Below are 24,612 nucleotides of genomic sequence, written 5' to 3' on the forward strand. Positions count from 1 at the left end.
TTTCTTTTTGCCTGCGATTCGTCACGGTTGCGGCGAGTCCTGGAAAAAGCTCGGGTTGTCCTGCAAGTAATGTTCTCGCATCACCGGGTCCAGCCACGAGGCGTAGGACTGCTGTACCTGTTCCAGCGGAATTTCGCGCAGTACCTGGTCGATACGTTCGATGGCCTGGCGCCCCTGGGCGGTGTCCGAGCAGCCAATGTGTGTGCGCTGGTAAGGGGCTGAGCCCTTGATGGGGTAGAAGCTCAAGTCGTCTGCGGCGATGCCCTGTTGCATCGCGTGATAGCGAATCTCCGGCCAATAGCCCAATACCGCCTCCAGCCGCCCCAGGCGTTGCATCTGCAACAGGCTACCCAAGGCGTCGTTGCCGTAGTGAAGCGCCAGTTTATGGGCGTCGGCCTGTTTGAGCTGTTCATCGATGATGGGGCCGTAGCTGCGTTCGGCGATGGCGCCCACGCGTGCCTTATGGGCATCAACAAAGGCCTGGAGGTCGAATCGACCTTCCGAGATATAGGGCGCCATGGCATCCTGCTGGTTGCGGCGCAACGTCACCCCGTTGCTGGCGACCACAAACGCCTGGCTGGAAAACACCACGTACTTCGCGCGGTCCCGGGTCCACAGCAGTGAGGGATCACAGGTAAATGAAGGCTCGCGCAGCATCTGTGTGCCCCGCGCGCGGTTGACGTGCAGCACCTGATGCCGATATTCCGGCAGGTGCTCGATCAGTATCGGCAGCAACTGGTCCAGGGCGCCCTGGCCCTTGCGCGGCCCTTCGAAGATGGTCAGCGGCGGCAGGTCGCGCAGCAACCAGATCAGCGTGTCCTCGGCGTGCGCAGTCGTAGGCCCGCCGGCGAGTAATCCGGCGGTGAGGCACAGCTGCATGAACCAGCGTTTGCACCGGAGGGTCATCAGATCGCGCCTTCCTCACGCAAGCGGACAATGGCGGCGGCGTCATAACCCAGGCCATTGAGCACCACGCTGTTGTGCTCACCCAGCTGCGGGCCCACCCACTCGCAACTGCCCGGTGTTTCGGACAGCTTGGGCACGATGCCCGGCATCTTGAAGTCCTTGCCACCGGGAAGCTTGGCCTTGAGGAACATCTCCCTGGCCAGAAATTGCGGGTCACCCAGCATGTCCTCGGCACTGTAGATGCGGCTGGCGGGCACCTCGGCCTTGTTCAACGCGTCGACTACTTGATCCAGCGGCAGCGAGTTAACCCAGCGGTCAATCACCCCATACAGCTCGTCACGACGGCTATCGCGCCCGTCATTGCTGGCAAGCTGCGGATCGTTGGCCAGGTCTTCACGGCCGATGGCTGCCATGAAGCGCTTGAAGATTGCATCACCGTTGGCGCCAATCTGCACATGCTTGCCGTCAAGGCTGGTGTGAATCGAGGAGGGCGTGATGCCGGGCATAATGTTGCCGGTGCGCTCGCGTATAAACCCGAACACGTCGAACTCCGGGATCATGCTTTCCATCATGGCGAAGATGGCTTCGTAGAGCGCGACGTCCACCACCTGGCCGAGGCCGCCGTTGACCTCGCGGTGACGCAGCGCCATCAGCGCGCCGATTACCGCCCACAAGGCTGCAATAGAGTCGCCGATGGAAATTCCCGTGCGTACCGGTGGGCGATCCTCGAAGCCGGTGATATAGCGCAAGCCGCCCATGGACTCGCCCACCGCGCCAAACCCCGGCTGATCCTTCATCGGCCCGGTCTGGCCAAAGCCCGAGAGGCGCACCATCACCAGCTTGGGGTTGAGCGCGTGCAGGGTTTCCCAGCTCAGGCCAAGTTTTTCCAGCACGCCGGGGCGGAAGTTTTCGATCAGGATGTCGGCGTCTGCCAGCAACTGTTTGAGGATCGCCAGGCCATCCGGGTGCTTGAGGTTCAGCGTCAGCGACTGTTTATTGCGTGCCTGCACGAACCACCACAGCGAGGTGCCCTCATAGAGCTTGCGCCATTTGCGCAGCGGGTCGCCGCCGTCTGGGGATTCGACCTTGATCACCTCGGCACCGAATTCGGCGCAGATCCGTGAGGCGAACGGGCCGGCGATCAGGGTGCCGAGTTCGATGACTTTCAGGCCGGCGAGGGGTTTGGCATTAAACGACATGAGGATCCTTGTCTGCGCGGGGCGGTGGCGTTAAGCCTTTTAACATAGGCGGGCGGTCATGGATAAGGATCATGATTCGTTGAATGGCCTCGCCATCGGTTAGACTGGCCGCCTTTCCCTGTCTCTAGAAGTCCGTTCATGGCCCAGCCGTCCACGACCTACAAATTCGAACTCAACCTCACCGACCTTGATCGCTCGGTGTACGAGAGCGTCAAACAGACCATCGCCCGCCATCCTTCGGAAACCGAAGAACGCATGACCGTGCGCCTGCTGGCCTACGCCCTTTGGTACAACGAGCAGCTGGCATTCGGCCGTGGCCTGTCAGATGTAGATGAGCCAGCATTGTGGGAAAAGAGCCTGGATGACCGGGTGCTGCACTGGATCGAAGTCGGCCAGCCCGATGCCGACCGCCTGACCTGGTGCTCGCGCCGCACCGAACGCACCAGCCTGCTGGCCTACGGCAGCCTGCGGGTGTGGGAAGGCAAGGTGGTGCCGGTGGCCAATAACCTGAAAAACGTACACATCGCCGCCGTGCCTCAGGAAGTCTTGGAGACCCTGGCCAAGGACATGCCCCGCGTGATCAAGTGGGATGTGATGATCAGCGAAGGCACGATCTTCGTCACCGACGATCGCGGCCAGCACGAAGTGCAGCTGCAATGGCTGGTTGGCGAGCGCGGTTGACTCCTGTAGGAGCGAGCTTGCTCGCGAAAAACCTGAGGGCGCCGCGTTAAGCCAGGCCACCCGTGTCATCGTTAACGATATTCGCGAGCAAGCTCGCTCCTACAGTTGTATTGAAGAGAATTCACCTGCGTCCCATGCGTATCGATCCCCGCCCATTGCCCGCCGTCCTGCCATTTCTTGGTGATTTGCCACCGCTGTTGACTCGTCTTTACGCCGCCCGCGGCGTGCAGTCGGAGGCCGAGCTGGATAAAGGCCTGGCGCGGTTGATTCCCTATCAACAGCTCAAGGGTATCGATGCGGCCGTGGACCTGCTGGTGACGGCCCTGGAGCAGCGCCAACGTATCCTGATCGTCGGTGACTTCGACGCCGATGGCGCCACCGCCAGCACGGTGGGCACCCTGGGCCTGCGTTTGCTGGGGGCGGCTCATGTCGATTACCTGGTGCCCAACCGTTTTGAATACGGCTACGGCCTGACCCCGGAAATCGTCGCCGTGGCCCTGCAGCGCGAGCCGCAGTTGCTGATCACCGTGGACAACGGTATCTCCAGCGTCGAAGGCGTGGCAGCGGCGAAGGCGGCGGGGTTGCAGGTATTGGTTACCGACCACCACTTGCCGGGCGATGAACTGCCGGCGGCGGACGCCATCGTCAACCCGAACCAGCCAGGTTGCGAGTTCCCCAGCAAGGCCCTGGCTGGTGTGGGCGTGATCTTCTACGTGCTCATGGCCCTGCGTGCGCGCCTGCGCAGCCTGGGCTGGTACGAGAACAAACCCCAGCCGAATATCGGCGAACTGCTCGACCTGGTGGCCCTGGGCAGCGTGGCTGACGTGGTGCCCCTGGACGCCAACAACCGCATCCTCGTGCACCAAGGCCTGGAGCGCATTCGCGCCGGTCGTGCGCGGCCGGGGATCAAGGCGATCCTTGAAGTGGCCAAGCGCGACGCGGCGCGGATTACCTCCACCGACCTGGGCTTTATCCTCGGGCCGCGCCTGAACGCGGCCGGGCGCCTGGATGATATGAGCCTGGGCATCGAATGCCTGCTCACCACCGACTTCGTCGCCGCACGGGATATGGCCGCGCAATTGGACGGCATGAACCAGGACCGCAAATCCATCGAGCAAGGCATGCAGCGTGAGGCCCTGGCCCAGCTCAAGGACTTGCCGGTGGAGTCGATGCCCTATGGGTTGTGCCTGTTCGACCCGGAGTGGCACCAAGGCGTGATCGGCATCCTGGCCTCGCGTATGAAAGAGCGCTACTTCCGCCCGACCATCGCCTTCGCCGACGCCGGCGATGGCTTGCTCAAGGGCTCAGGGCGCTCTGTGCAGGGCTTTCATATCCGTGATGCCCTGGCCGTGGTGGCGAGCCAGCATCCCAACCTGATCGCCAAGTACGGCGGCCACGCCATGGCGGCGGGTCTGACATTGCCGGAAGAAAACTTCCCACTGTTCGCCGAAGCGTTTGACGCCGAAGTCCGTCGGCAACTGCGTGAAGAAGACCTGACTGGCCGGTTGCTGTCCGATGGCACGCTGGCGGTGGAAGAGTTTCACCTGGAACTGGCCCGCGCGTTACGCCACGCCGGCCCTTGGGGTCAGCACTTTCCCGAGCCGTTGTTTCACGGGGTGTTTCAACTGGTGGAACAGCGCGTGGTAGGGGAGCGGCACCTGAAGGTGGTGCTCAAGACCGAATGCGGGTCGGTGAAGCTCGATGGCATTGCGTTTGGTGTAGACCGTGAGGTGTGGCCGAACCCGACGGTGAAGTGGGTGGAGTTGGCCTACAAGCTGGATGTGAACGAGTTTCGCGGCAATGAGACGGTGCAACTGATGATTGCCCATATCGAACCGCGCTGAATATTACCAACACCGCAAAACCAATGTGGGAGGGGGCTTGCCCCCGATAGCAGAGTGTCAGTCACTGAAGCTTTGACTGAGCCACCGCTATCGGGGGCAAGCCCCCTCCCACATTTTTTCTTGCGTACAGGCTGGGATTACTCAGCCTTGGCCTGATGCTTGACGATGATATCTACCAACCGCTTCGCCAGCGCCGGGTAGTTCTCGTCAAAGTGATGCCCACCCGGCAACTTCAACGCTTCACCTACCGCAGTCTTGTCGGTGCAACCACTCTCATCGACTTCCTCTGCACCATAGATGCACACCACCTTGTCCGCTGGCAGCTTGGCCATTTCCGGGCCGGTGGCGGCTTCTTTGCCGGCGTTACCCAGCCAGCCTTCCACTTCGATTTCAAAACTGCCGGTGCGGGCGAAGGCCAGCAGGATGATTGCGTCTACACGCTGCTGCTCATTTTCCGGCAGGCGGTTGTAGATGGCCGGCAGCACGTCGGCGCCGAACGAATAACCGGTCAGCACGAAGCGCTTGGTGCCCCACTTCTGCCGGTAGTGCTGCATCAGTTCGGTGAGGTCTTTGGCGCTTTGTTCCGGGGTTTTGTGCTGCCAGTAGTAGCGCAGGGTGTCGATGCCCACCACCGGGTAGCCGATCTTGGCCATTTCGCCGGCCACATCGCGGTCCAGGTCACGCCAGCCGCCGTCACCGGAGAGGAACAGGGTCACCGTGTCCTTGGCTTGGCCCGCCGGGACTTCCACCACCGGGATCGCCAGGCCGCCGTTGTCCGAACCCACCAGTTGCTTGCGCAGTTCGTTGTTCAGCACTTGCGGGTAATGAATGTCGTAGTCGCTGATGCTGGTGGTGGCGCGCGGTGTATCGCGTACGAAACTGGCGCTTTCATCGTCAGGGTTATCGTTCCACGCCACCAGCCAGTTGCCGTGGGCCGAGGTCTTAGGCAGCGGGTCCTTGCAGCCTTCCTGCACCAGGGCGAAGCCTACGGAGATGGCGTTGGCCTTATCGTCGTTCTGGGTGGCCAGCCAGCGCCACGCGAGGGCGGCGCCAGGACCGATGCCGCTGACCAGCGTCGCTGGCCCCTTGAGTTGGCCCAACGCGCTTTGCAGCGCTTGTTCCTGCAACTTGCAGTCATCCTTGGGCAGGATCACTTGCACGATCTGCGCCTTGCCACCCTGGCTCAAGGCGATCAGTTGGCTGTCGGTCAGGGTTTCATCGGCCATCACGGCCACGGCAACGCGGGCTTTGGGCGTGCCGTTGGGGGTCACGCGGGTCATCACCGAGCCGTCGGCCTGGGGCAATTGCTCCAGGGTCGGCTGCGGGGCAGGGCGGTTCCAGTACCAATAGCCGCCACCCAGGACCAGGGCGAGCAGCACTACAAAGGCCAATACATACCGCCAGGAGCGTCGAATCATCAGCGTTTCACCAATCCAGTCAAGCCGCCCGCGATCAGGGCGGCGGTATCGGCCAGTGCCACCAGCGGATCAAGTCCTGCGGGCACGGCCATGTAACGGGGTTCCCAGTCAGGCTGGAACTTGTCTTTGAAGCGGCGCAAACCTTGGAAGTTATACAGTTGCTCGCCACGGCGGAACACCATCGAGCCCAGGCGTTGGGTCAGCGGTGCACCACGGCGCGGTTGCAGGCCCGACAACGGCACCATGCCGAGGCTGAAGCGGGCGTAGCCATGACTCTTATAGTGTTGAATCAGGCCGACCATCATGAACTCCATGGTCAGCTTGGGCGCGTCCGGGTGGGCGCGCATCAGGTCGAGACTGGCCAGGTCATGGTTGTAGGTCTCGAGCAGGTTGGCGAAGGCCACCGGGCGCCCTTCGAAGCGAATGATCGCCATGCGAAAGTGCTTGAGGTAGTCGTCGCTGAAGCGGCCCAGGGAAAAACCTTTTTCCCGCACGTTCTTGCCCGTCAGCCAGGCGTCGGAGATGACTTTGAGTTCATCCATCGGCGCCATGCCTGGTTCATGGATCTCCAGGGACAGGCCGTCCCGGGTGCCACGGTTCCAGGTGTAGCGCAGGTCCTTCATCTCTTTGCCCTTGGCTTCCAGGTCAAAGCGTTTCAGATCCACACGGGCTTCTTCGCCCAGCTTGATCGCGGTCAGGCCGATGTCCATGTAGTAGGGCAGGTTCTCCGCCCGTACTTGATAGAACACAGGGCGCGCGTGGTGAATGTCGCACAGGTCGCGGAACTGCCAGATCATCTCGGCCCGTGGCTGGGTCGGGCCAATCGGGTCGTACAAGGCTACCAGGCTGCGCCCGCGCCGGGCGTACATGAGGAAAGCTTCATCATTGGGGTGGAACAGCAACGCCTTGTCACCCGTGAGCGCCAGGCCGCCGTCGGGCTGGGACGAGGCCATCAGGATCTTGGTGGCGCGCTCCAGTTCATCTGGCGTGGGCAAGTGGATCACCGGGCGCGCAGTGCGCAGCAGCCAGGTCAGCGACACGATCACCAGCAGCACGGCGGCACCCAGCAACGAGCGCAGGCCGCGGGGGGCGTTGGCGTCGAGGGTGAACTGCCACCACAGTTGATGGCTGTAGGGCACGTCTTGGTAGGCAAACAGCAGCAGCCAGATCGAAGCGCCCAACACACAGATACTGGCCACCAGGTACAGCGGCGAGAACGGCAATTCGGTCAGGCGGCTGGCGCGGTAGAACGAGCGCCGGAAGATCGCCAGCAAAATTGCAGTCATGGTCATCAGACTGGCTTCTTCCCAGTCGAAACCTTTGAGCAACGAGAGCAGGGCGCCGGTGAGCAGCAGCACCATGGTCAGCATCCAGGCGGCCGACAAACGTCGACGCAGGCCCTGGGCCAGCAACAGGCACAACACACCGATCAGGCTGGCGCCAAAGTGCGAGGCGTCAATCAGGCGGTGGGGTATCAGAAAGCCGATGTTTTCCAGGCGTGAGTCTATTTCTGGCGTTGCGCCGGAAAACAGCAAGACCACGCCGGACAAAAAAACCAGTACGGCCAACACCGGTGCCGCCAGGCCCGAGGCTACCCGCAGGCTCTGTTGAGTCTGGAACAGGCGCTGGGCCTCGTTGACCAGCAGGAACACGCAGGCGATCAGCAACGGCAGCACCACATAGATCATGCGGTACAGCAGCAGGGCGGCGGCCAATGGCGCGGCGCCTAGCTTGTCAGCGAAGGCGGCCAGCAGGATCGCTTCGAACACACCGACGCCGCCCGGTACATGGCTGAGCACACCAGCTGCCAAGGCCAGCAGGTACACCAGCAGGAACGGGCCAAAGGGCGGTGCTTCGGGCAGCAGCAAATAAAGGACAGTGGCCGCAGCGGCAACATCCAATGCGGTGATGATCAGTTGCAGGAAGGTCAGGCGGCGGCCAGGCAGGCGCAGCGTGCGACGACCCGCCTTGACCAACAGATTGTCCGGGTAGGGTTGTTCCGGCAGGCGACGGCGATAAATGCCGATGCACAGCACGGCTGACAACAGCAGCACCGCACCGGCAATACCGCCCAGCACGGCTTGTGGCAAGTGCAGGTACAGGGAAGCTGCGGGCAGGTTGCTCAGTGTTGCCAGGGCAGCCAGCGGCGGCAGTGCCGTGCCCAGGGCCAGGCTGGCGAATACGGTCATGTGGGCGACTTCTGAAGCGCCGATGCCATGGCGTGCATATAAACGGTAGCGCACCGAGCCGCCCGACAGCATCGACAGGCCAATGGCATTGCCGATGGCAAAGGCGGTAAAACCGCCGAGGGCCAGGGTCTTGGCGGGCAAGTTCACCCCCGCGTAACGCGCGCCAGAGAATTCATAGCCCAATAGAATGATGAATCCCGCGACAGCTGCGGCAAATGCACCCAGCAACGCTGGCTTGGGCACTTCCAGGATCGAGTCGTGGAGCGCGTAGAGGTCCAGTTCCAGCAGCAGGTGTCGGCAGGCGATCAGGGCGATTGCAAATAACAGCAGCGTGACGGCCAGCCCGATGGGTTGCCGGTATTTACTCAACAGATCCAGCCAGCGCAAACGGGTGGGGGTGATCGGTTGTTCTGCTGTGACGGTGTCTTGTGGTTCAGACGAGTTGGCGCGCATCAATCACCTCGTGGATTGTGCGCGACAGGATGGATGTATCCAGCCAAGTTACCAATCCCTATGGACAAAATAATTACAAATATTAACGCGTATCACCGGGTGGGGCGACTGCGGCCATTGGTCGTAGAGGAGTAAGCATAGCTTGCGATGAGATGGACTCTACAAACCGAAAACGGTTTCATGAAAGATGCCATGCCATTGTTTCAGAAGAACTTTTTCGCCGGATACAAAAAAGGCCACTCTTTCGAGTAGCCTTTTTTGATGTTTGGTTGCGGGAGCCGGATTTGAACCGACGACCTTCGGGTTATGAGCCCGACGAGCTACCAGACTGCTCCATCCCGCGTCTGTGGGCGGCATTCTACAGCCCAGCGGTGAGGTGTCAACCGTTAATGTCCCAATGGGCCAAATAAGCCTGAATTATTCTGAAATCAACGCTTTATCGACATTCCTGTAGGAGCGAGCTTGCTCGCGAAGACCCTCAAGACGCCTCGGTAAACCAGATGCCCCGCGTTATCGTTGACGATCTTCGCGAGCAAGCTCGCTCCTACAGGGGAGGGCAAAAATAGACGTGCACAAAAAAGGCCACTCTTTCGAGTAGCCTTTTTTGATGTTTGGTTGCGGGAGCCGGATTTGAACCGACGACCTTCGGGTTATGAGCCCGACGAGCTACCAGACTGCTCCATCCCGCGTCTGTGTGTCGGCATTCTACAGAGGAACGCTTGGGTGTCAACCGCTTAATCGAAGAAAAGCGCTTGTGGTTCAATCGCTTAGCGCCTGATGATAGTTGCATGAACCGCTTTGGCCCAGTCAGGGCAAGGGTTTCAGGTCTATTGGGAGGCCGGATTCGATTGAGAAAATAAATTCATCTGGGAATCTTCCTACCGCTCACGCGGAAGAATCAAACTACTGGTGCTATATACAGGGGTGAGTGCGATACTGGTCGCCCGTTGAATCAACCCTCTGTTTATATGACGCAACGCAAGATCATCCACGTCGACTGTGATTGCTTTTACGCCGCCATCGAGATGCGCGATGACCCGAGCCTGGCGCAAAAGCCGCTGGCCGTGGGCGGCTCGGCGGACCGCCGAGGTGTGATCGCTACCTGCAATTACGAGGCGCGGGCGTACGGGGTGCGTTCGGCCATGTCGTCACGCCACGCCTTGAAGCTGTGCCCGGACCTGACCATCGTCAAGCCGCGCATGGATGCCTATAAAGAAGCCTCGAAGGAAATCCAGACGATCTTTCGCGACTACACCGACCTGATCGAACCGTTGTCGCTGGATGAAGCCTACCTGGATGTTTCCGATAGCCCGCATTTTGGCGGCAGTGCCACCCGTATCGCCCAGGACATTCGCCGTCGGGTCTCCAACCAGTTGCACATCACCGTGTCCGCTGGCGTGGCGCCGAACAAGTTCCTGGCCAAGATCGCCAGTGACTGGAAGAAGCCCAACGGCCTGTTCGTGATTACTCCGGATCAGGTTGAAGATTTCGTTTCCCAACTGCGGGTGAGCAAGTTGCACGGTGTGGGCAAGGTCACCGCCGACAAGCTGGCGCGCCTGGGCATTGAAGACTGCTTGCAACTGCGCGAGTGGAACAAGCTGGCGCTGGTGCGTGAATTCGGCAGTTTTGGCGAGCGGCTGTGGAGCCTGGCTCGCGGGATTGATGATCGCGCGGTGCACAATGACAGTCGGCGGCAGTCGATCAGTGTGGAAAACACCTACGATGTGGACCTGCCGGATCTTTCAAGTTGCCTGGCCAAACTACCTGAATTGATGGAAACCCTGGCCGGGCGCATGGCGCGCATCGACAGCAGTTACCGGGCGGGCAAGCCGTTCGTGAAGGTGAAGTTTCATGACTTTACCCAGACCACCTTGGAGCAGGCGGGGGCAGGGCGGGATTTGGAGAGTTATCAACAGCTGCTGACGCAGGCGTTTAACCGGGGTGGGAAGCCGGTGCGGTTGTTGGGGGTTGGGGTGAGGTTGCTGGATCTGAGCAGCGGCAACGAACAACTCGAATTCTCCTGGTAGAAACCGGAAGCAAAATGTGGGAGGGGGCTTGCTCCCGATTGCGGTGTATCAGTCAGCCTATATATAGCTGACCCACCGCTATCGGGAGCAAGCCCCCTCCCACATTTAGATCTTCAGCAGGCTTTAGATCTCAGCGAGCGCCGGGATCTGCCACCAACCGCCCCGCATCCTTGGTCAGCGCCTGCAAAAACTCTTGCTGCAACTCCGGATCATTGCGCGTCAGCTCGATCAAGCTTTGTTCCAGCTCACTGGCTTCCTCTTCCAGCCCCAACTCCGACAGGCGCTTGACCCGGTGTACCCACTGGTTCACCTCGTCATCTTCCAGGTCGTCGTAGATCAGGCCGTGGGCTTCCAGCAACTTGCCGCGCAAGGTGCTGCTGATTGCCAGTGTCGAGTCCGAATGCACATCGTCCTGACCATCTTCCACGCTGATCTTCAAGGTGCTGACGCGGTTCAGGTCCTGTTCGGCAAATGGGCTGTCCAACAGGTTCAGGCGCAGTACGCCGTTGCGGTCGGTGGTCATCTCATGGGTCTGCTTGCCGGCGGTGACCTGCACCGGGCGTTCGCTCCAGGGCAGGCTCGAATACTCCACGCGCTTGTCGCGCTGGACTTCATCGATACCTGCAAGGTTCTGTTGCGCACGGCCGTGGGATTGCACGTTCATGAACGGGTTGAGGCCGTCCACGCCGTAGGTCAGCCAGTCGCGGGTCACGCTGGTCGGCAGGTTGCCAAGGGCAAAGATGTTCACCACATTGGCGCCCGCACCGGCCACCAAGGCTACCGCGCCCAAAGGCATTTCGTAGACTTTGCGCCAGGGTTGGTAAGGGGTGTAGCGGTCATAGCGACGGGTGACTTCGAACTCGGTGACCTCGAAAGTCTTCTGTTCGTGAATGCGCACCCGGCGTTGCGGCAGTTCCAGCACTTTGGGTTCGCCTACATCGATCTGCAGGCTGTGGTCGAGCAACTTACGCTCGACCCGCTCCTCGTGCTCGCTGCGTTGCGACATCTGGTTGGCGCAGCCGCTGACCAGCAGGGCGCCGCACAAGGCGGCGCCCCCCAGGGCTCTGGTGTTTCGCTTGAACATGACTTCTCTTGATCTGGTTTTCAGCGACGAATACGCGCCTGAAGGAAAGACAGCACGTCGGCCACCGGCAACGGTTGGGCTTCGGCTTCGGTCCGGCTCTTGTATTCCAGATTGCCATCGGCCAGGCCGCGGTCACTGACCACGATACGGTGCGGGATGCCAATCAGTTCCATGTCGGCGAACTTGATGCCGGGGCTGGTTTTCTTGTCCCGGTCATCTAGCAGCACTTCAAAACCTGCGGCCGTCAGTTCGGCATACAGTTTGTCGGTGGCTTCGCGTACTTGCTCGGTTTCATAACGCAGCGGCACCAGGGCGATCTGGAACGGCGCCAGGGCGTCGCTCCAGATGATGCCCTTCTCGTCGTTGTTCTGCTCGATAGCAGCGGCAACCACGCGGGAAACACCAATGCCGTAGCAGCCCATGTCCAGGGTGATCGGCTTGCCGTTCTCGCCCAGTACTTCGCACTTCATGGCCTTGCTGTACTTGTTGCCCAGCTGGAAGATGTGCCCAACTTCAATGCCGCGCTTGATCTCCAGGGTACCCTTGCCATCCGGGCTTGGGTCGCCGGCCACCACGTTACGCAGGTCGGCCACGGTCGGAACGGGCAGGTCACGCTCCCAGTTCACGCCGAAGTAGTGTTTGTCGTCGATGTTCGCGCCGATACCGAAGTCGCTCATCAGCTCAACCGAACGGTCGATGATGATCGGCAGCGGCAGGTTCAACGGGCCGAGTGAACCGGCACCGGCGCCAATGGCATCGCGCAGTTCGGCATCGGTGGCCATCACCAGCGGGCTGGCCACGCCAGGTTGCTGGGCGGCTTTGATTTCGTTGAGCTCGTGGTCGCCACGGATGACCAGGGCGATCAGCTTGCCTTCTTCCTCGGCACGCACGATCAGGGTCTTGATGGTCTTTTCAATCGGCAGATTGAATTTTTCCACCAGGGCCGCGATGGTCTTGGTTTCTGGGGTGTCCACCAGGCGCAGTTCTTCGGCCGGTGCAGGACGGGAGGTTTCCCGTGGCACGGCTTCGGCTTTCTCGATGTTCGCCGCGTAGTCGGAACCGTTGCTGAACACGATATCGTCTTCGCCGGACTCGGCCAGTACGTGGAACTCGTGGGAGCCCGCGCCGCCGATGGAGCCGTTGTCCGCTTCAACCGGGCGGAATTTCAGGCCCAGGCGCGTGAACACGTTGCAGTAGGCCTGGTGCATGCGGTCGTAAGTGACCTGCAGGGACGCCTGGTCAGCGTGGAACGAATAGGCGTCCTTCATGATGAATTCGCGGCCGCGCATCAAACCGAAGCGTGGGCGGATTTCGTCACGGAATTTGGTCTGGATCTGATACAGGTTCAGCGGCAGCTGCTTGTAGCTGCTCAGCTCGTTGCGCATCAGGTCGGTGATCACTTCTTCATGGGTCGGGCCGGCGCAGAAGTCGCGGCCATGACGATCCTTGAAGCGCAGCAACTCAGGGCCGTACTCTTCCCAGCGCCCGGATTCCTGCCACAGCTCAGCCGGTTGGGTGCTCGGCATCAACACTTCCAGAGAGCCGGCAGCGTTCATTTCTTCGCGAACGATGGCTTCGACCTTGCGCATCACCTTCAAGCCCATGGGCAACCAGGTGTACAGGCCGGAGGCCAGTTTGCGGATCATGCCGGCACGCAGCATCAACTGATGGCTGATCACGACGGCGTCGGAAGGCGTTTCTTTCTGTGTGGCGAGCAAATATTGACTGGTACGCATGGTAGGCCGTTGTCGGTTGCTTGGACTTGAAATGACTTGGGATTGTACGGGCGGTTGCCGCTCGCGTACAGGCATGAGCTATGTAGGAGCGAGCTTGCTCGCGAAGATCGTCAACGATGACGCGGGAAACCTGAGAAAACGCGGTATCTGTGAGTTCTTCGCGAGCAAGCTCGCTCCTACAAAGGATCCGTTTCTTCAGGGGGGTTGAGCCGCGCCCGGCGATTTTCCTGGAACCAATGCAATGCAATCAAAAACAGCGTCGGCACGCCCAGCAGGCAGGTGATCAGGAAGAAATTGTGGTAGCCGAACTTCTCCACCATCACCCCCGAATACCCGCCAATCAGGCGCGGCAGCAGCAGCATGATCGAGCTGAGCAACGCGTATTGAGTGGCCGAGAACTTGAGGTTGGTCAGGCTCGACAGGTAGGCCACGAACGCCGAAGTGGCCATGCCTGAGCTGAAGTTATCCAGGGAAATCGTGAAAATCAGCATCTGCAGATCCGGGCCCATGTCGGCCAGCGCCACGAACAGCAGATTGGTGCCAGCAGAGAACACACCACCGATAAACAGGATCGGCAAGATACCGAAGCGCACAATCAGCAGGCCGCCCATACCCGCGCCGAGCAGGGTCATGATCAGGCCGAAGATCTTGCTGACCCCGGCGATCTGGTCCTTGGTGAAGCCTTGGTCGATATAGAACACGTTGGCCATCACGCCCATGACGGTGTCCGACATGCGGTACGTGGCAATCAGCCCCAGCAGCAGCAACGCCTGCCAGCGATAGCGCAGGATAAAGTCGTTGACCGGCGTCAGCACGGGGGCCAGGCCGCGACGGCCCATGGCCGACAGGCACAGTGCGGTGAGGGTGATATAGAGGATGGCGCGCAGGAATGCGCGGTCGTCCATCAGCAAGTCCCACAGGCTCATGCCGTGGAACAGCACGCTTTCGAAGTCGGTGTTGAACAGCTGGGTGAACATCGCCGGCACCGACACCAGCAACACGATCAGCACAAACACCGATACCAGCTGATGGACAAAACTGTAGCGCCCGGCCTGCAACTGAGTACGCAGGGGGACGTTCGGCTCGCGCATGAACAGGGTGGTCAGCAGGGCGGGGATCATCAACACGCCAAACAGCACATAGGTGCCGAGCCACGCCGAGTGCTGGTAGTTGAAACCCGTGGAGCCAAAGCCTTCGGCAAAGAACAGCGCGCCGGCCGTGGCCAGCAGAGCGGCGATACGGTAGCCGGACATATAGCTGGCAGCCAGGGCAGCCTGGCGGCTGTCGTCGGCGATTTCCAGGCGATAGGCATCCACCGCGATGTCTTGGGTGGCAGACGCGAAGGCCACGATGACGGCAATGGCGATCAGCCAGGACAAGTGCTTCTGCGGGTCGCAGAAACCCATGCCGATCAGCCCGAGGATCACCAGGGATTGGGCCAGCACCAGCCATGAACGACGCCGCCCGAGTTTACCCAGCAGCGGCAGGCGCCATTGGTCTAGCAGTGGCGACCACACCCATTTGAACGCGTACGCCAAACCGATGAGGCTGGCATAGCCAATGGTCTCGCGGGCCACACCGGCCTCACGCAACCACACCGAAAGCGTCGAGAACACCAACATGTAAGGCAAGCCGGCGGCAAAGCCGAGCAACAACAGGACTAACGTCGAAGGGCTGGCATAGGCAGCGAGCGCGGCGCGCCAGGTTTTACGGGGCATGGGCTGGAGTCTGCCTCAGGTTTGCGGAAACAAAGCGCGCACTCTAACCGCTGTGCTCTACCGGGCGCCAGCCATGGCGCTGAATATCCACGCGATTGTTGCGCACAGTGACACCCTCGTCCCGCAAACGCGCGCGTTGTTCGTCCCCCGAGGCGCTGCCCACCGGCAGGCTTATCCGACCACCGGCACCCAGCACGCGGTGCCAGGGCAACTGGGTGTCCTCGGGCAGTTGGCTCAGGGTGCGCCCCACCCAGCGTGCCGCGCGGCCCAGCCCGGCCAGGTGGGCCAGCTCGCCGTAGCTCACCACGCAGCCAGCGGGTACTTGCGCCAGGGTCAGGTACAGCGCGGTTCGGCGCATTTGTGCGGGGCTCAGCGGGGTTTCGGCGGGTTGAGTCACTGTGGGTTTATCCGTTGAGATCGTCGGTGTATTTGTAAGAAGCGTCTGTAAACATGCCGATGAGAATTGAACTCAATACAAATCCTTGAGTCAGTCCTAGCTATCTAACACGATAAAGTCCCCTTTTCGCCAACCTTGAGCCCCAATCCGCTTATGTTGTCCAGAACCCTGCTATGCCTTGCTGTTTTCAGCGCCTCCACGCCCTTGCTGGCCGATACCGTCTGGTTGAAGAACGGTGACCGGCTGACCGGCAAGATCAAAGTCTTCGACGGTGGCAAGCTGCTGATTCAGACCGACTACGCAGGCGCCATTCCCGTCGATTGGAAGCAAGTCAAAACCCTGGAAAGCGACCAGGAGTTGCTGGTCAAGCAGGACGCGTATACCGGCGAAAAGGCCAAGTCCCTTAAAGCGGCGGATGACGGCAAGGTGGTGTTGGCCAATGGCGAGGCGCCCAAGACTGTCGAGTTGGCGAGCATCCAGCAGATCATCAAGCCCAAGCCTGTGATCGAGGACCTGGTGTGGAAGGGCAATGTCGACCTGGCGCTGGACTACAAGCGCGCCGAAAACGACACCAATGACTATGACATCGACTTCAAGACCACTGCGCGCCATGGCCAATGGCGTCACACCGGGCAGGGCGAGTACAACCGCGAATTCCAGGACGACGTGACCACCACCGATAACTGGTCCCTGGAATACGACCTCGATCGTTTCCTCACCGAGCATTGGTTCTGGCAGGGGCGGTTGACCTACAAGCGTGACAAGGTTGAAGACCTGGCTCGCCAGCGCACCGTCGGCACCGGCCCGGGCTACCAGTTCTGGGACGATGAGTTGGGGGCGTTCTCCCTGGGGTCGCTGGTGAACCGCACCGACTATGAATATGCCGAAGGCGGCAAGGACAACTTCTATTCGGTGGCCATGAAGTGGAACTACAACCGCTACCTGGTGGGCAAGACCGTTGAGTTCTTCACCAACGGTGAGTTGGGCCGTCCCATCGACGGGCCAGTTGATTACTCCCTCGATGCCGAAATGGGCCTGCGCTATAAAGTCACCGAATGGGCCTCCCTGAACCTCAAGGCCGAGCGCGACATTATCAGTGGCGACTCCGACAGCAGCCTGAGCAAGACCCGCTACACGGCAGGCTTCGGCGTAGCTTGGTAATGTAGCCTGGTAATAAGGTCGAACAAAACACGCTTGGCAACCGCTGCGCATATTGATTACCTTGTGTTGAGATCCATTCCCATATGCCATGGGCGGCCCACTACCCGAGGAGTCATACGTTGAGCACACAGGTTGCCAAGAACGCCCGAGAGCTGTTGCTCAAGGAATACCGTGGGGCGCTTTCCACGCTGTCCAAAGCCATGCCTGGCTTTCCTTTCGGCTCGGTCGTGCCGTATTGCCTCGACGAACAGGGCCGCCCGCTGATCCTGATCAGCCGCATTGCCCAGCACACCCATAACCTGCAGAAAGACCCCAAGTGTTCGCTGCTGGTCGGCGAGCGCGAGGCCGATGACGTACAGGCGGTCGGGCGCCTGACGTACCTGGCCGAAGCCGAGAAGCTGGAGGAGGGCGCCGCCATTGAAGCGGCGGCCGAGCGCTACTACCGCTACTTCCCCGATTCAGCCAATTACCACAAGGCCCACGATTTCGACTTCTGGGTGCTCAAACCGGTGCGCCACCGTTATATCGGCGGGTTTGGCGCGATCCACTGGGTTGACCAACTGACCCTGGCCAACCCGTTCGCCGGCAAGGCCGAGCTGAGCATGGTCGAGCACATGAACACCGACCACACCAAGGCCATCGCCCATTACGTCGACTTGGCGGGTTTACCCACCACTGAGCCCGCACAGTTGGCAGGCATCGACAGCGAAGGCATGCACCTGCGCATTGGCCAATCCCTGCATTGGCTGCCTTTTGCAGCGTCTTGCAACACGCCGACACAAGTGCGCGAAGCCCTGGTTTCATTGGCCCACGCCCAGGCCTGGCCGAAAAAAGCCGTGGCCAGCGCTTGAATTCACGAAACGGCGACGTCATCTAAGGTGGACTGGCAAGGCATTCTTGCGTTGAGGAACCATTTGATGCGCCCTTTTTTATTGCTCTTTCTGCTGTTCCCGGTGCTGGAGCTGTTCGTATTCGTTCAAGTCAGCAGTGCGATCGGGTTTTTCCCGGCACTGCTATTGATTATTCTCGGCTCGATGCTCGGCGTGTTGGTGCTGCGCGTCGCCGGCCTGGCCACGGCACTGCGTGCCCGTGAGAGTCTGAACCGCGGCGAGCTGCCGGCCCAGACCATGCTCGAAGGCCTGATGATGGCGTTGGCCGGTGGCCTGTTGATCCTGCCGGGCTTCATCAGCGATGTGGTCGGCCTGGTCATGCTGCTGCCGTTCACCCGCAAGCTGCTGGCGGGCAAGATGCGCCAGCGTGCCGAAGAGGCTGCGCTACGCCAACGTGCATTCGCCGATGACCTGCAACCCCGTGGCGGCCCGGCTCCGCGCCAACCGCTGGGGCGTGAAGGCGATGTCATCGAAGGTGAATTCGAACACCGCGACAGTAAATAACCGCTTCACTGGCACGGCACCTTCGGGTGCCGTGTTTGCTTTAGGCCTGCGGTACAGGTAAAAAATTTCCGCCTTGGCCCCTTGTAATAAGCTTATGCGCCCTTATGTAACGGTCACCGCAAGGTTTCTGGTGGCGACACCAGACAGACTTCCGCGACTTGCTTGGCGAGCCGCGACCGGCACAGCCGGAATACAACCCGCCGGTACTGACACCGGCCGATGAAAAACACAATTAGGAGAGATCGACAATGAGCAAGCTTCGTCCTCTGCACGACCGCGTCGTAATCCGTCGCAGCGAAGAAGAAAAGAAAACCGCTGGCGGTATCGTTCTGCCAGGTTCGGCTGCTGAAAAAGCCAACCACGGTGTAATCGTCGCTGCTGGCCCAGGCAAAACCCTGGAAAACGGTGAAGTGCGTGCTCTGGCCGTCAAAGTCGGTGACAAGGTTGTATTCGGTCCTTACTCCGGCAGCAACACTGTGAAGATCGACGGCGAAGACCTGCTGGTCATGGCTGAGAACGAGATTCTCGCCGTTCTGGAAGCGTGATTTTTCCGCTTACTTTCCCGTTACTCCAAAGAATTTAAGGAATATCGATCATGGCTGCTAAAGAAGTTAAATTCGGCGATTCCGCCCGTAAAAAAATGCTCACCGGTGTCAACGTCCTGGCTGACGCAGTAAAAGCGACCCTGGGCCCGAAAGGCCGTAACGTGATCATCGAGAAGAGCTTCGGCGCTCCGACCATCACCAAGGACGGCGTTTCCGTAGCAAAAGAAATCGAACTGGAAGACCGTTTCGAAAACATGGGCGCGCAGCTGGTCAAAGACGTTGCCTCCCGTGCCAACGATGACGCAGGCGACGGCACCACCACCGCTACCGTTCTGGCTCAGGCCATCGTCAACGAAGGCTACAAAGCCGTCGCTGCCGGCATGAACCCGATGGACTTGAAGCGCGGCATCGACAAGGCGACCATCGCTATCGTTGCTGAGCTGAAAAACCTGTCCAAGCCTTGCGCTGACACCAAGGCTATCGCTCAGGTAGGTACCATCTCCGCCAACTCCGACAGCTCCATCGGCGACATCATTGCCGAAGCCATGGAAAAAGTCGGTAAAGAAGGCGTGATCACCGTTGAAGAAGGCACTGGCCTGGAAAACGAACTGTCGGTTGTAGAAGGCATGCAGTTCGACCGTGGCTACCTGTCCCCGTACTTCGTCAACAAGCCAGACACCATGGTTGCCGAGCTGGACAGCCCGCTGATCCTGTTGGTCGACAAAAAGATCTCCAACATCCGCGAAATGCTGCCAGTACTGGAAGCTGTGGCTAAAGCCGGCCGTCCATTGCTGATCGTTTCCGAAGACGTTGAAGGCGAAGCCTTGGCGACTCTGGTTGTGAACAACATGCGTGGCATCGTTAAAGTCGCAGCCGTCAAGGCTCCAGGCTTCGGCGACCGTCGCAAGGCCATGCTGCAGGACATCGCTGTCCTGACCGGCGGTACCGTTATCTCCGAAGAGATCGGCCTGAGCCTGGAAAGCGCCACCCTGGAAAACCTGGGCAGCGCCAAGCGCGTCACCATCTCCAAAGAAAACACCATCATCGTTGACGGTGCTGGCGTTGAGCAGGACATCCAGGCGCGTATCTCCCAGATCCGTGCCCAGGTTGCCGAGACTTCGTCCGACTACGACCGTGAAAAACTGCAAGAGCGCCTGGCCAAGCTGTCTGGCGGCGTTGCAGTGATCAAGGTTGGCGCTGGTTCCGAAGTAGAAATGAAAGAGAAGAAAGCCCGCGTTGAAGACGCCCTGCACGCAACCCGTGCAGCCGTTGAAGAAGGCGTGGTACCTGGCGGTGGCGTTGCGCTGATCCGTGCTCTGGAAGCCCTGACCAACCTGACCGGCGACAACGCTGACCAGAACGTCGGTATCGCTGTACTGCGTCGCGCTGTTGAAGCGCCACTGCGCCAGATCGCTGCCAACTCCGGCGACGAGCCAAGCGTTGTGGTCAACGAAGTCAAGAACGGCAAAGGTAACTACGGTTACAACGCTGCGACTGGCGTCTACGGCGACATGATCGAAATGGGCATCCTGGACCCTACCAAGGTGACCCGTTCCGCGCTGCAAGCAGCAGCCTCCATCGGCGGCCTGGTACTGACCACCGAAGCTGCAATCGCTGACAAGCCAAAGGCTGAAGGCGCTGGCGGTGGCGGTATGCCAGACATGGGCGGCATGGGTGGCATGGGCGGCATGATGTAAGCCAGCCTTACCCCCGCGCTAAAAAAGCCCCGCCTGCAGTGATGCAGGCGGGGCTTTTTATTGGGCGCAAGGCCCCAGTATTGGAGGTATCCCCCATCCAAATGTGGGAGCGAAGTTGCCCGCGAAAACGAAATATCGGCGGATAAAAACCTTGGATCAATCGCCAATTCTCCACCCAACACTGTCGCCAAACTGTGAAGCCATAGTGAAAATCTCGTTCTGCTTAACTATCGGTTGAAAACCCTTATCGGCGTGGCTTCCAGGTCTATCCCTAAGCCCCGCTTGGCCTTAAGCTGCGCGAGCCAACACGGCCGTTACCGCGTACGGAGACACCGCCCATGCGAATTCTATTGGTTGAAGACAACCGCGATATTCTGGCCAACCTGGCCGATTACCTGGGGCTAAAAGGCTATACCGTGGACTGTGCGCAGGACGGTCTGTCGGGCCTGCACCTGGCCGCCACCGAGCATTACGACCTGATCGTGCTCGACATCATGCTGCCCGGCATCGATGGCTACACCCTGTGCAAACGCCTGCGCGAAGACGCACGCCGCGACACGCCGGTGATCATGCTCACCGCCCGCGACCAATTGGATGACCGGCTGCAGGGCTTCAAGTCTGGCGCCGACGACTACCTGCTCAAACCCTTTGCCCTGTCGGAACTGGCCGCCCGCATCGAAGCGGTACTGCGCCGTGCCCAGGGCGGCGGCCGCCGCGCCCTGCAAGTGGGCGACCTGAGCTACGACCTCGATACCCTGGAAGTCACCCGCGAAGGGCGCCTGCTCAAACTCAACCCGGTCGGCCTGAAACTCCTGGCGGTGCTGATGCAAAAGAGCCCCCACGTACTGCGCCGGGAAATTCTCGAAGAAGCCCTGTGGGGCGATGACTGCCCGGACAGCGACAGCCTGCGCAGCCACGTCCACCAATTGCGTCAGGTGATCGACAAGCCGTTCGCCAAGCCGTTGCTGCAAACGGTGCACGGCGTGGGTTATCGCCTGGCCGAGGGTCGTGATGGAGTTTAAGCAAAGCCTTGCCCAGCGGATCATCATCGCCTTTGCCTTGATGAGTGCGTTGGTGGCGGGGGCCTTTGCCATGGGCATCGTCGCGACGGTGCACCTGGTGGAAGAGAAGCTGATCTCGGCGGGCCTGGGCGGTGACTTGCAGCGCCTGCTGCTGATGGACACCGTCGAAGACTGGCGGCACCGCCCCGAGCCGGACCAGTTGTTTTACTTCAGTGGTGGCCCCGGCGATTTCGAGTTGCCCAAGGACCTGCGCCACCTCGAACCCGGTTTTCATGAGGTCTTTCGCGAAGCGCTGTCGTACCACGCCATGGTTGAAGTGATCGACGGTCGGCGTTATGTACTGTTGCAGGACCAGAGCGACTTTGAAGAGCGCGAGCGCGTGCTGTTCGCCGTCGTGCTGGTGGGTTTTGTGCTCAGCCTGGCGTTGGCGGTATTCCTTGGCTGGGTGCTGGCCCGCAAGGTCATGGCGCCGGTAGTCCGCCTGGCGCGCCAGGTACGCCATCGCGATCAGCTGCTGGGGTTGGCGCCGCCGTTGGCACCGGATTACGCGGCCGATGAAGTCGGCGAGCTGGCCGTGGCGTTCGATGCCACCCTGGGCCGTTTGCGCCAAGCTTTGTCCCGCGAGCAGCTGTTTACCAGCGATGTAAGCCATGAGTTGCGCACGCCCTTGATGGTGTTGGCGAGTTCCTGCGAATTGCTGCTGGAAAACCCGGCCATCGATCAACGTGGGCGAAATCAAGTACAGCGCATTGCCCGCGCCTGTGAAGAAATGCGCGAGCTGGTGCAGACCTTCCTGATGCTGGCCCGTGCCCAGCATGACGATGCTGCCATGTCACCCCAAGTGACCCTGACCCAGGTCGCCGAGGATCTACTCGGCATATGGCGCGACCCTATCCAGCACAAGGGGCTTGAGCTTATCTACCAACCGGGCAACCCGCTGGATACCCGCTACAACACCACCTTCCTGCATGCGGTCATGGGCAACCTGTTGCGTAACGCCCTGCATTACACCGAGCACGGTTTTATTCGACTCACGTTGGAACCCAGTGGTTTTGTAGTGGAAGACTCAGGTGTGGGCATTCCTGAGGAAAAGCGCGAAGCCATGTTCGAGCCGTTCGTACGGGGTGCCGAGAAGCGCGGCGACGGCCTGGGCCTAGGCCTGTCGTTGGTGCAACGCATCTGTGAGAACCAGGGCTGGAGCGTGAGCCTCAGCACCATGGAGCCCAATGGCTGCCGCTTTCATGTCGAGCTGAGCCAGGTCAAATCCTGAGGGCTGGGGTTGCCGTTATGCTGCGCCAAGCCGCTTGGGATTTTCGGCGAAGATGGCCCCATGATACTGAATGTGTCTGTAAAGTCTTGAAATGTATGGGATTGGACAGGACAACTTTTTCACAAAGAGTTGACCTGGTGATCACAGTTGGGTGCTTAAGGTTGTAGGCATCAGCAACTGGAGATCCGTCGATGTCTACCCCGATCAAGCTCGAATTTTCCGATAAGTACGACGATCAGCACGCCGAAGAATATTTGCTCAAGCACAAGGACAATCTGGCTCGCAGGTTGTCCCACAAACGCGACGAGCAACTGGCCCGTGGCGCGCTGGCCATGGCCGGTGAGCCCGGCCTGGTGCTGGACCTACCGTGCGGGGCGGGGCGTTTCTGGCCGCTGCTGGCGGAAAAACCCAATCGCGTGATCATCGGCGCCGACAATTCGGCCTCGATGTTGAAGGTCGCAACGGCTGCCCAACCCGCCGATGTGGTGAAACGGGTACGACCCTTGCAGACATCTGCTTTTGATATCGACCTGCCGGACAATTCGGTCGACAGTATTTTCTGCATGCGCCTGCTGCACCACATCGGTGACCCGGCGCATCGACTGGCGATACTGCGTGAGTTTCAGCGTGTTACACGAGACAGCGTGATCCTTTCGCTGTGGGTGGATGGCAATTTCAAGGCCTGGAAACGCAAGCGGCTCGAAGGACAGCGCCGTAGGAACGGTGAGCAGGAAGGTTACCAAAACCGATTTGTGTTACCGGCTGTTACTGTTGAAGACGAATTCGAGCAGGCGGGTTTCCGTATTCAGGAATCCCTGGACTTCATGCCGCTCTACGCCATGTGGCGAGTGTATGTATTGCGAAAGAGGTAACAGGATGGCAGTTGAGTGCGTAGCAGGCAGTCACGTAGCGCCCGAAGAACGCTTCGATTACTTCTGGCGCCAGCAGGGCGAGTGGGTCGAGGAACCCAATCGTCGCCGTGGTGGTGAAAGCGGCGTGCAGCGGGTGATGAGCGCCAATGGCAACCTGCTCTACAGCAAGCGCCAGACCGGGCATATCTACCGCAGTTGGCTGCACCCGTTTGGCCGCCCTACGGTGTTGCGTGAGCGGGACGCTATCAAGGGCCTGCGCCTGCTGGATGTGCGGGTACCGGAGATGGTCTTTTGTGAGGCGCGCCGTGATCCCGAGCACCGCTGGAAGGCATTGCTGGTGACGGCAGCCCTGGACGGTTTCGACGAAATCGAAAACTGGTATACGGCGGGTGGCCGTGAGCAGTACGGCGAGTTGGTGCACGAACGGGTACTCAAGGAATTGGCCGCCACCCTGGCCCGTATGCACAAGGGCCGCTGGCAGCACGGTTGCCTGTACATCAAGCACATCTTCGTGCGAGTCACCGGAGCCGGTGACGCGGCCAATGTGGAAATAGCTCTGCTGGATTTCGAGAAATGCCGACAGCGCCTGACCGCTTATCGGGCCGCCTCCCACGACATGCTGCAGCTGCGTCGCCATTCGTCGTGGAGCGCCGCTGACTGGGAAAAACTCAGCTACTTTTACGAGACGGCGTTTGGCAGCGCTATCAAGGGTTTAACCAGATGAAGCTAGAAATAGCACGAGGTGTGTTCCTGGTCGGGGCGCTGGGCATTGCAGCCCTGGCGCTGGCGGCATGGGAGCAACCTCGCACACAGGTGCTCAGTGCATCGCAGGGCAGCGCGCAATGCTTGCTGCCGCGCGTGGCCAAGGCGAGTGTGGCGGCCAAGCCTGATCATGAGTTGTTGCTGTTCATGTTTGGAATGTCTCAAGGGATGAGGCCGCAAAGTTGAAACGATTCAAACCCCCGAGAAAGGGCCTTGCAATGCGAGGCCCTTTTTTTT

21 protein-coding genes and 2 tRNA genes are annotated in these 24,612 nt (G+C 60.2%); 13 read left to right on the forward strand and 10 right to left on the reverse strand.

Annotation, left to right across the window (positions count from 1 at the left end):
* Positions 1 to 21: 21 nt before the first annotated feature.
* On the reverse strand, positions 22 to 906 hold the full coding sequence (locus DYL59_RS27910; protein ID WP_135292040.1) for a TIGR02285 family protein: 885 nt from the start codon (positions 904 to 906) through the stop codon (positions 22 to 24).
* Entirely contained in the window at positions 906 to 2,105 is a 1,200-nt protein-coding gene (locus DYL59_RS27915; protein WP_135292041.1) for a CaiB/BaiF CoA transferase family protein, read from the reverse strand. The genes DYL59_RS27910 and DYL59_RS27915 overlap by 1 nt, the downstream gene beginning before the upstream one ends.
* Before the next feature lie 138 nt (positions 2,106 to 2,243).
* Here DYL59_RS27915 and DYL59_RS27920 point away from each other — a divergent pair, with 138 nt between their 5' ends.
* Both DYL59_RS27920 and recJ read left to right on the forward strand, forming a co-directional pair.
* Positions 2,244 to 2,786 carry a YaeQ family protein gene (locus DYL59_RS27920; protein ID WP_003193952.1) on the forward strand — a complete coding sequence of 181 codons (543 nt, stop codon included), beginning with the start codon at positions 2,244 to 2,246 and terminating at the stop codon, positions 2,784 to 2,786.
* Between the two features lie 134 nt (positions 2,787 to 2,920).
* Positions 2,921 to 4,630 carry a single-stranded-DNA-specific exonuclease RecJ gene (gene recJ, locus DYL59_RS27925; protein ID WP_135292042.1) on the forward strand — a complete coding sequence of 570 codons (1,710 nt, stop codon included), beginning with the start codon at positions 2,921 to 2,923 and terminating at the stop codon, positions 4,628 to 4,630.
* A gap of 137 nt (positions 4,631 to 4,767) precedes the next feature.
* On the opposite strand, the gene DYL59_RS27930 is transcribed toward recJ, so the two are convergent.
* From DYL59_RS27930 to DYL59_RS27945, 4 genes are all read right to left on the reverse strand, one after another.
* On the reverse strand, positions 4,768 to 6,048 hold the full coding sequence (locus DYL59_RS27930) for a virulence factor family protein (protein ID WP_135292043.1): 1,281 nt from the start codon (positions 6,046 to 6,048) through the stop codon (positions 4,768 to 4,770).
* Positions 6,048 to 8,690, reverse strand: a complete 2,643-nt coding sequence (mprF, locus tag DYL59_RS27935; RefSeq protein ID WP_135292044.1) for a bifunctional lysylphosphatidylglycerol flippase/synthetase MprF — start codon at positions 8,688 to 8,690, stop codon at positions 6,048 to 6,050. The genes DYL59_RS27930 and mprF overlap by 1 nt, the downstream gene beginning before the upstream one ends.
* Positions 8,691 to 8,956: 266 nt before the next feature.
* Positions 8,957 to 9,033 (reverse strand) — tRNA-Met (locus tag DYL59_RS27940).
* A gap of 269 nt (positions 9,034 to 9,302) precedes the next feature.
* A tRNA-Met gene (locus tag DYL59_RS27945) sits at positions 9,303 to 9,379 on the reverse strand.
* 279 nt (positions 9,380 to 9,658) lie between these two features.
* On the opposite strand from DYL59_RS27945, the gene dinB reads away from it, so the two are divergent.
* On the forward strand, positions 9,659 to 10,717 hold the full coding sequence (gene dinB, locus DYL59_RS27950) for a DNA polymerase IV (protein ID WP_135292045.1): 1,059 nt from the start codon (positions 9,659 to 9,661) through the stop codon (positions 10,715 to 10,717).
* Positions 10,718 to 10,847: 130 nt separating this feature from the next.
* Here the strand turns inward: dinB and DYL59_RS27955 are convergent, their stop codons facing one another.
* From DYL59_RS27955 to DYL59_RS27970, 4 genes are all read right to left on the reverse strand, one after another.
* On the reverse strand, positions 10,848 to 11,801 hold the full coding sequence (locus DYL59_RS27955; RefSeq protein WP_135292046.1) for a hypothetical protein: 954 nt from the start codon (positions 11,799 to 11,801) through the stop codon (positions 10,848 to 10,850).
* Between the two features lie 20 nt (positions 11,802 to 11,821).
* The gene (locus tag DYL59_RS27960) at positions 11,822 to 13,537 is read right to left on the reverse strand and encodes a proline--tRNA ligase (RefSeq protein ID WP_101272792.1); all 1,716 of its coding nucleotides are present in this window, start codon (positions 13,535 to 13,537) and stop codon (positions 11,822 to 11,824) included.
* Between the two features lie 176 nt (positions 13,538 to 13,713).
* On the reverse strand, positions 13,714 to 15,255 hold the full coding sequence (locus DYL59_RS27965; RefSeq protein WP_135292047.1) for an AmpG family muropeptide MFS transporter: 1,542 nt from the start codon (positions 15,253 to 15,255) through the stop codon (positions 13,714 to 13,716).
* A 43-nt stretch (positions 15,256 to 15,298) separates the two neighbouring features.
* On the reverse strand, positions 15,299 to 15,613 hold the full coding sequence (locus DYL59_RS27970) for an MGMT family protein (protein ID WP_238340774.1): 315 nt from the start codon (positions 15,611 to 15,613) through the stop codon (positions 15,299 to 15,301).
* A 192-nt stretch (positions 15,614 to 15,805) separates the two neighbouring features.
* Here DYL59_RS27970 and DYL59_RS27975 point away from each other — a divergent pair, with 192 nt between their 5' ends.
* The 10 genes from DYL59_RS27975 (at position 15,806) to DYL59_RS28020 (ending at position 24,561) form a co-directional block, all read left to right on the forward strand.
* Entirely contained in the window at positions 15,806 to 16,813 is a 1,008-nt protein-coding gene (locus DYL59_RS27975) for a DUF481 domain-containing protein (protein WP_135292049.1), read from the forward strand.
* A 119-nt stretch (positions 16,814 to 16,932) separates the two neighbouring features.
* Positions 16,933 to 17,664 carry a HugZ family pyridoxamine 5'-phosphate oxidase gene (locus DYL59_RS27980; RefSeq protein WP_135292050.1) on the forward strand — a complete coding sequence of 244 codons (732 nt, stop codon included), beginning with the start codon at positions 16,933 to 16,935 and terminating at the stop codon, positions 17,662 to 17,664.
* A 66-nt stretch (positions 17,665 to 17,730) separates the two neighbouring features.
* The gene (locus DYL59_RS27985) at positions 17,731 to 18,207 is read left to right on the forward strand and encodes an FxsA family protein (RefSeq protein ID WP_135292051.1); all 477 of its coding nucleotides are present in this window, start codon (positions 17,731 to 17,733) and stop codon (positions 18,205 to 18,207) included.
* 248 nt (positions 18,208 to 18,455) lie between these two features.
* Complete coding sequence (locus tag DYL59_RS27990) at positions 18,456 to 18,752, forward strand: co-chaperone GroES (RefSeq protein ID WP_071496483.1); 297 nt, start codon at positions 18,456 to 18,458, stop codon at positions 18,750 to 18,752.
* A gap of 50 nt (positions 18,753 to 18,802) precedes the next feature.
* On the forward strand, positions 18,803 to 20,449 hold the full coding sequence (gene groL, locus DYL59_RS27995) for a chaperonin GroEL (protein WP_135292052.1): 1,647 nt from the start codon (positions 18,803 to 18,805) through the stop codon (positions 20,447 to 20,449).
* A 338-nt stretch (positions 20,450 to 20,787) separates the two neighbouring features.
* A complete protein-coding gene (gene colR, locus DYL59_RS28000) occupies positions 20,788 to 21,471 on the forward strand; it encodes a two-component system response regulator ColR (protein ID WP_003175870.1) in 684 nt (227 codons plus the stop codon).
* Positions 21,461 to 22,741 (forward strand): sensor histidine kinase, encoded by a 1,281-nt coding sequence (locus DYL59_RS28005; protein WP_135292053.1) that lies wholly within the window; start codon positions 21,461 to 21,463, stop codon positions 22,739 to 22,741. Before colR ends, DYL59_RS28005 begins: the two co-directional genes overlap by 11 nt.
* 191 nt (positions 22,742 to 22,932) lie before the next feature.
* Entirely contained in the window at positions 22,933 to 23,613 is a 681-nt protein-coding gene (locus DYL59_RS28010) for a class I SAM-dependent methyltransferase (RefSeq protein WP_135292054.1), read from the forward strand.
* 4 nt (positions 23,614 to 23,617) lie between these two features.
* On the forward strand, positions 23,618 to 24,337 hold the full coding sequence (locus DYL59_RS28015; protein WP_135292055.1) for a lipopolysaccharide kinase InaA family protein: 720 nt from the start codon (positions 23,618 to 23,620) through the stop codon (positions 24,335 to 24,337).
* Complete coding sequence (locus DYL59_RS28020; RefSeq protein ID WP_135292056.1) at positions 24,334 to 24,561, forward strand: hypothetical protein; 228 nt, start codon at positions 24,334 to 24,336, stop codon at positions 24,559 to 24,561. Before DYL59_RS28015 ends, DYL59_RS28020 begins: the two co-directional genes overlap by 4 nt.
* The last annotated feature ends 51 nt before the right edge of the window (positions 24,562 to 24,612 follow it).

This window comes from Pseudomonas kairouanensis, from assembly GCF_004682055.1.
Lineage (GTDB): Bacteria > Pseudomonadota > Gammaproteobacteria > Pseudomonadales > Pseudomonadaceae > Aquipseudomonas > Aquipseudomonas kairouanensis.

Bases quoted from the DNA above. Each gene is read 5' to 3' on its own strand.
- DYL59_RS27910 (WP_135292040.1), bottom strand. From the start codon at position 906: ATGACCCTCCGGTGCAAACGCTGGTTCATGCAGCTGTGCCTCACCGCC.
- DYL59_RS27915 (WP_135292041.1), bottom strand. From the start codon at position 2,105: ATGTCGTTTAATGCCAAACCCCTCGCCGGCCTGAAAGTCATCGAACTC.
- DYL59_RS27920 (WP_003193952.1), top strand. From the start codon at position 2,244: ATGGCCCAGCCGTCCACGACCTACAAATTCGAACTCAACCTCACCGAC.
- recJ (WP_135292042.1), top strand. From the start codon at position 2,921: ATGCGTATCGATCCCCGCCCATTGCCCGCCGTCCTGCCATTTCTTGGT.
- DYL59_RS27930 (WP_135292043.1), bottom strand. From the start codon at position 6,048: ATGATTCGACGCTCCTGGCGGTATGTATTGGCCTTTGTAGTGCTGCTC.
- mprF (WP_135292044.1), bottom strand. From the start codon at position 8,690: ATGCGCGCCAACTCGTCTGAACCACAAGACACCGTCACAGCAGAACAA.
- dinB (WP_135292045.1), top strand. From the start codon at position 9,659: ATGACGCAACGCAAGATCATCCACGTCGACTGTGATTGCTTTTACGCC.
- DYL59_RS27955 (WP_135292046.1), bottom strand. From the start codon at position 11,801: ATGTTCAAGCGAAACACCAGAGCCCTGGGGGGCGCCGCCTTGTGCGGC.
- DYL59_RS27960 (WP_101272792.1), bottom strand. From the start codon at position 13,537: ATGCGTACCAGTCAATATTTGCTCGCCACACAGAAAGAAACGCCTTCC.
- DYL59_RS27965 (WP_135292047.1), bottom strand. From the start codon at position 15,255: ATGCCCCGTAAAACCTGGCGCGCCGCGCTCGCTGCCTATGCCAGCCCT.
- DYL59_RS27970 (WP_238340774.1), bottom strand. From the start codon at position 15,613: ATGCGCCGAACCGCGCTGTACCTGACCCTGGCGCAAGTACCCGCTGGC.
- DYL59_RS27975 (WP_135292049.1), top strand. From the start codon at position 15,806: ATGTTGTCCAGAACCCTGCTATGCCTTGCTGTTTTCAGCGCCTCCACG.
- DYL59_RS27985 (WP_135292051.1), top strand. From the start codon at position 17,731: ATGCGCCCTTTTTTATTGCTCTTTCTGCTGTTCCCGGTGCTGGAGCTG.
- DYL59_RS27990 (WP_071496483.1), top strand. From the start codon at position 18,456: ATGAGCAAGCTTCGTCCTCTGCACGACCGCGTCGTAATCCGTCGCAGC.
- groL (WP_135292052.1), top strand. From the start codon at position 18,803: ATGGCTGCTAAAGAAGTTAAATTCGGCGATTCCGCCCGTAAAAAAATG.
- colR (WP_003175870.1), top strand. From the start codon at position 20,788: ATGCGAATTCTATTGGTTGAAGACAACCGCGATATTCTGGCCAACCTG.
- DYL59_RS28005 (WP_135292053.1), top strand. From the start codon at position 21,461: ATGGAGTTTAAGCAAAGCCTTGCCCAGCGGATCATCATCGCCTTTGCC.
- DYL59_RS28010 (WP_135292054.1), top strand. From the start codon at position 22,933: ATGTCTACCCCGATCAAGCTCGAATTTTCCGATAAGTACGACGATCAG.
- DYL59_RS28015 (WP_135292055.1), top strand. From the start codon at position 23,618: ATGGCAGTTGAGTGCGTAGCAGGCAGTCACGTAGCGCCCGAAGAACGC.
- DYL59_RS28020 (WP_135292056.1), top strand. From the start codon at position 24,334: ATGAAGCTAGAAATAGCACGAGGTGTGTTCCTGGTCGGGGCGCTGGGC.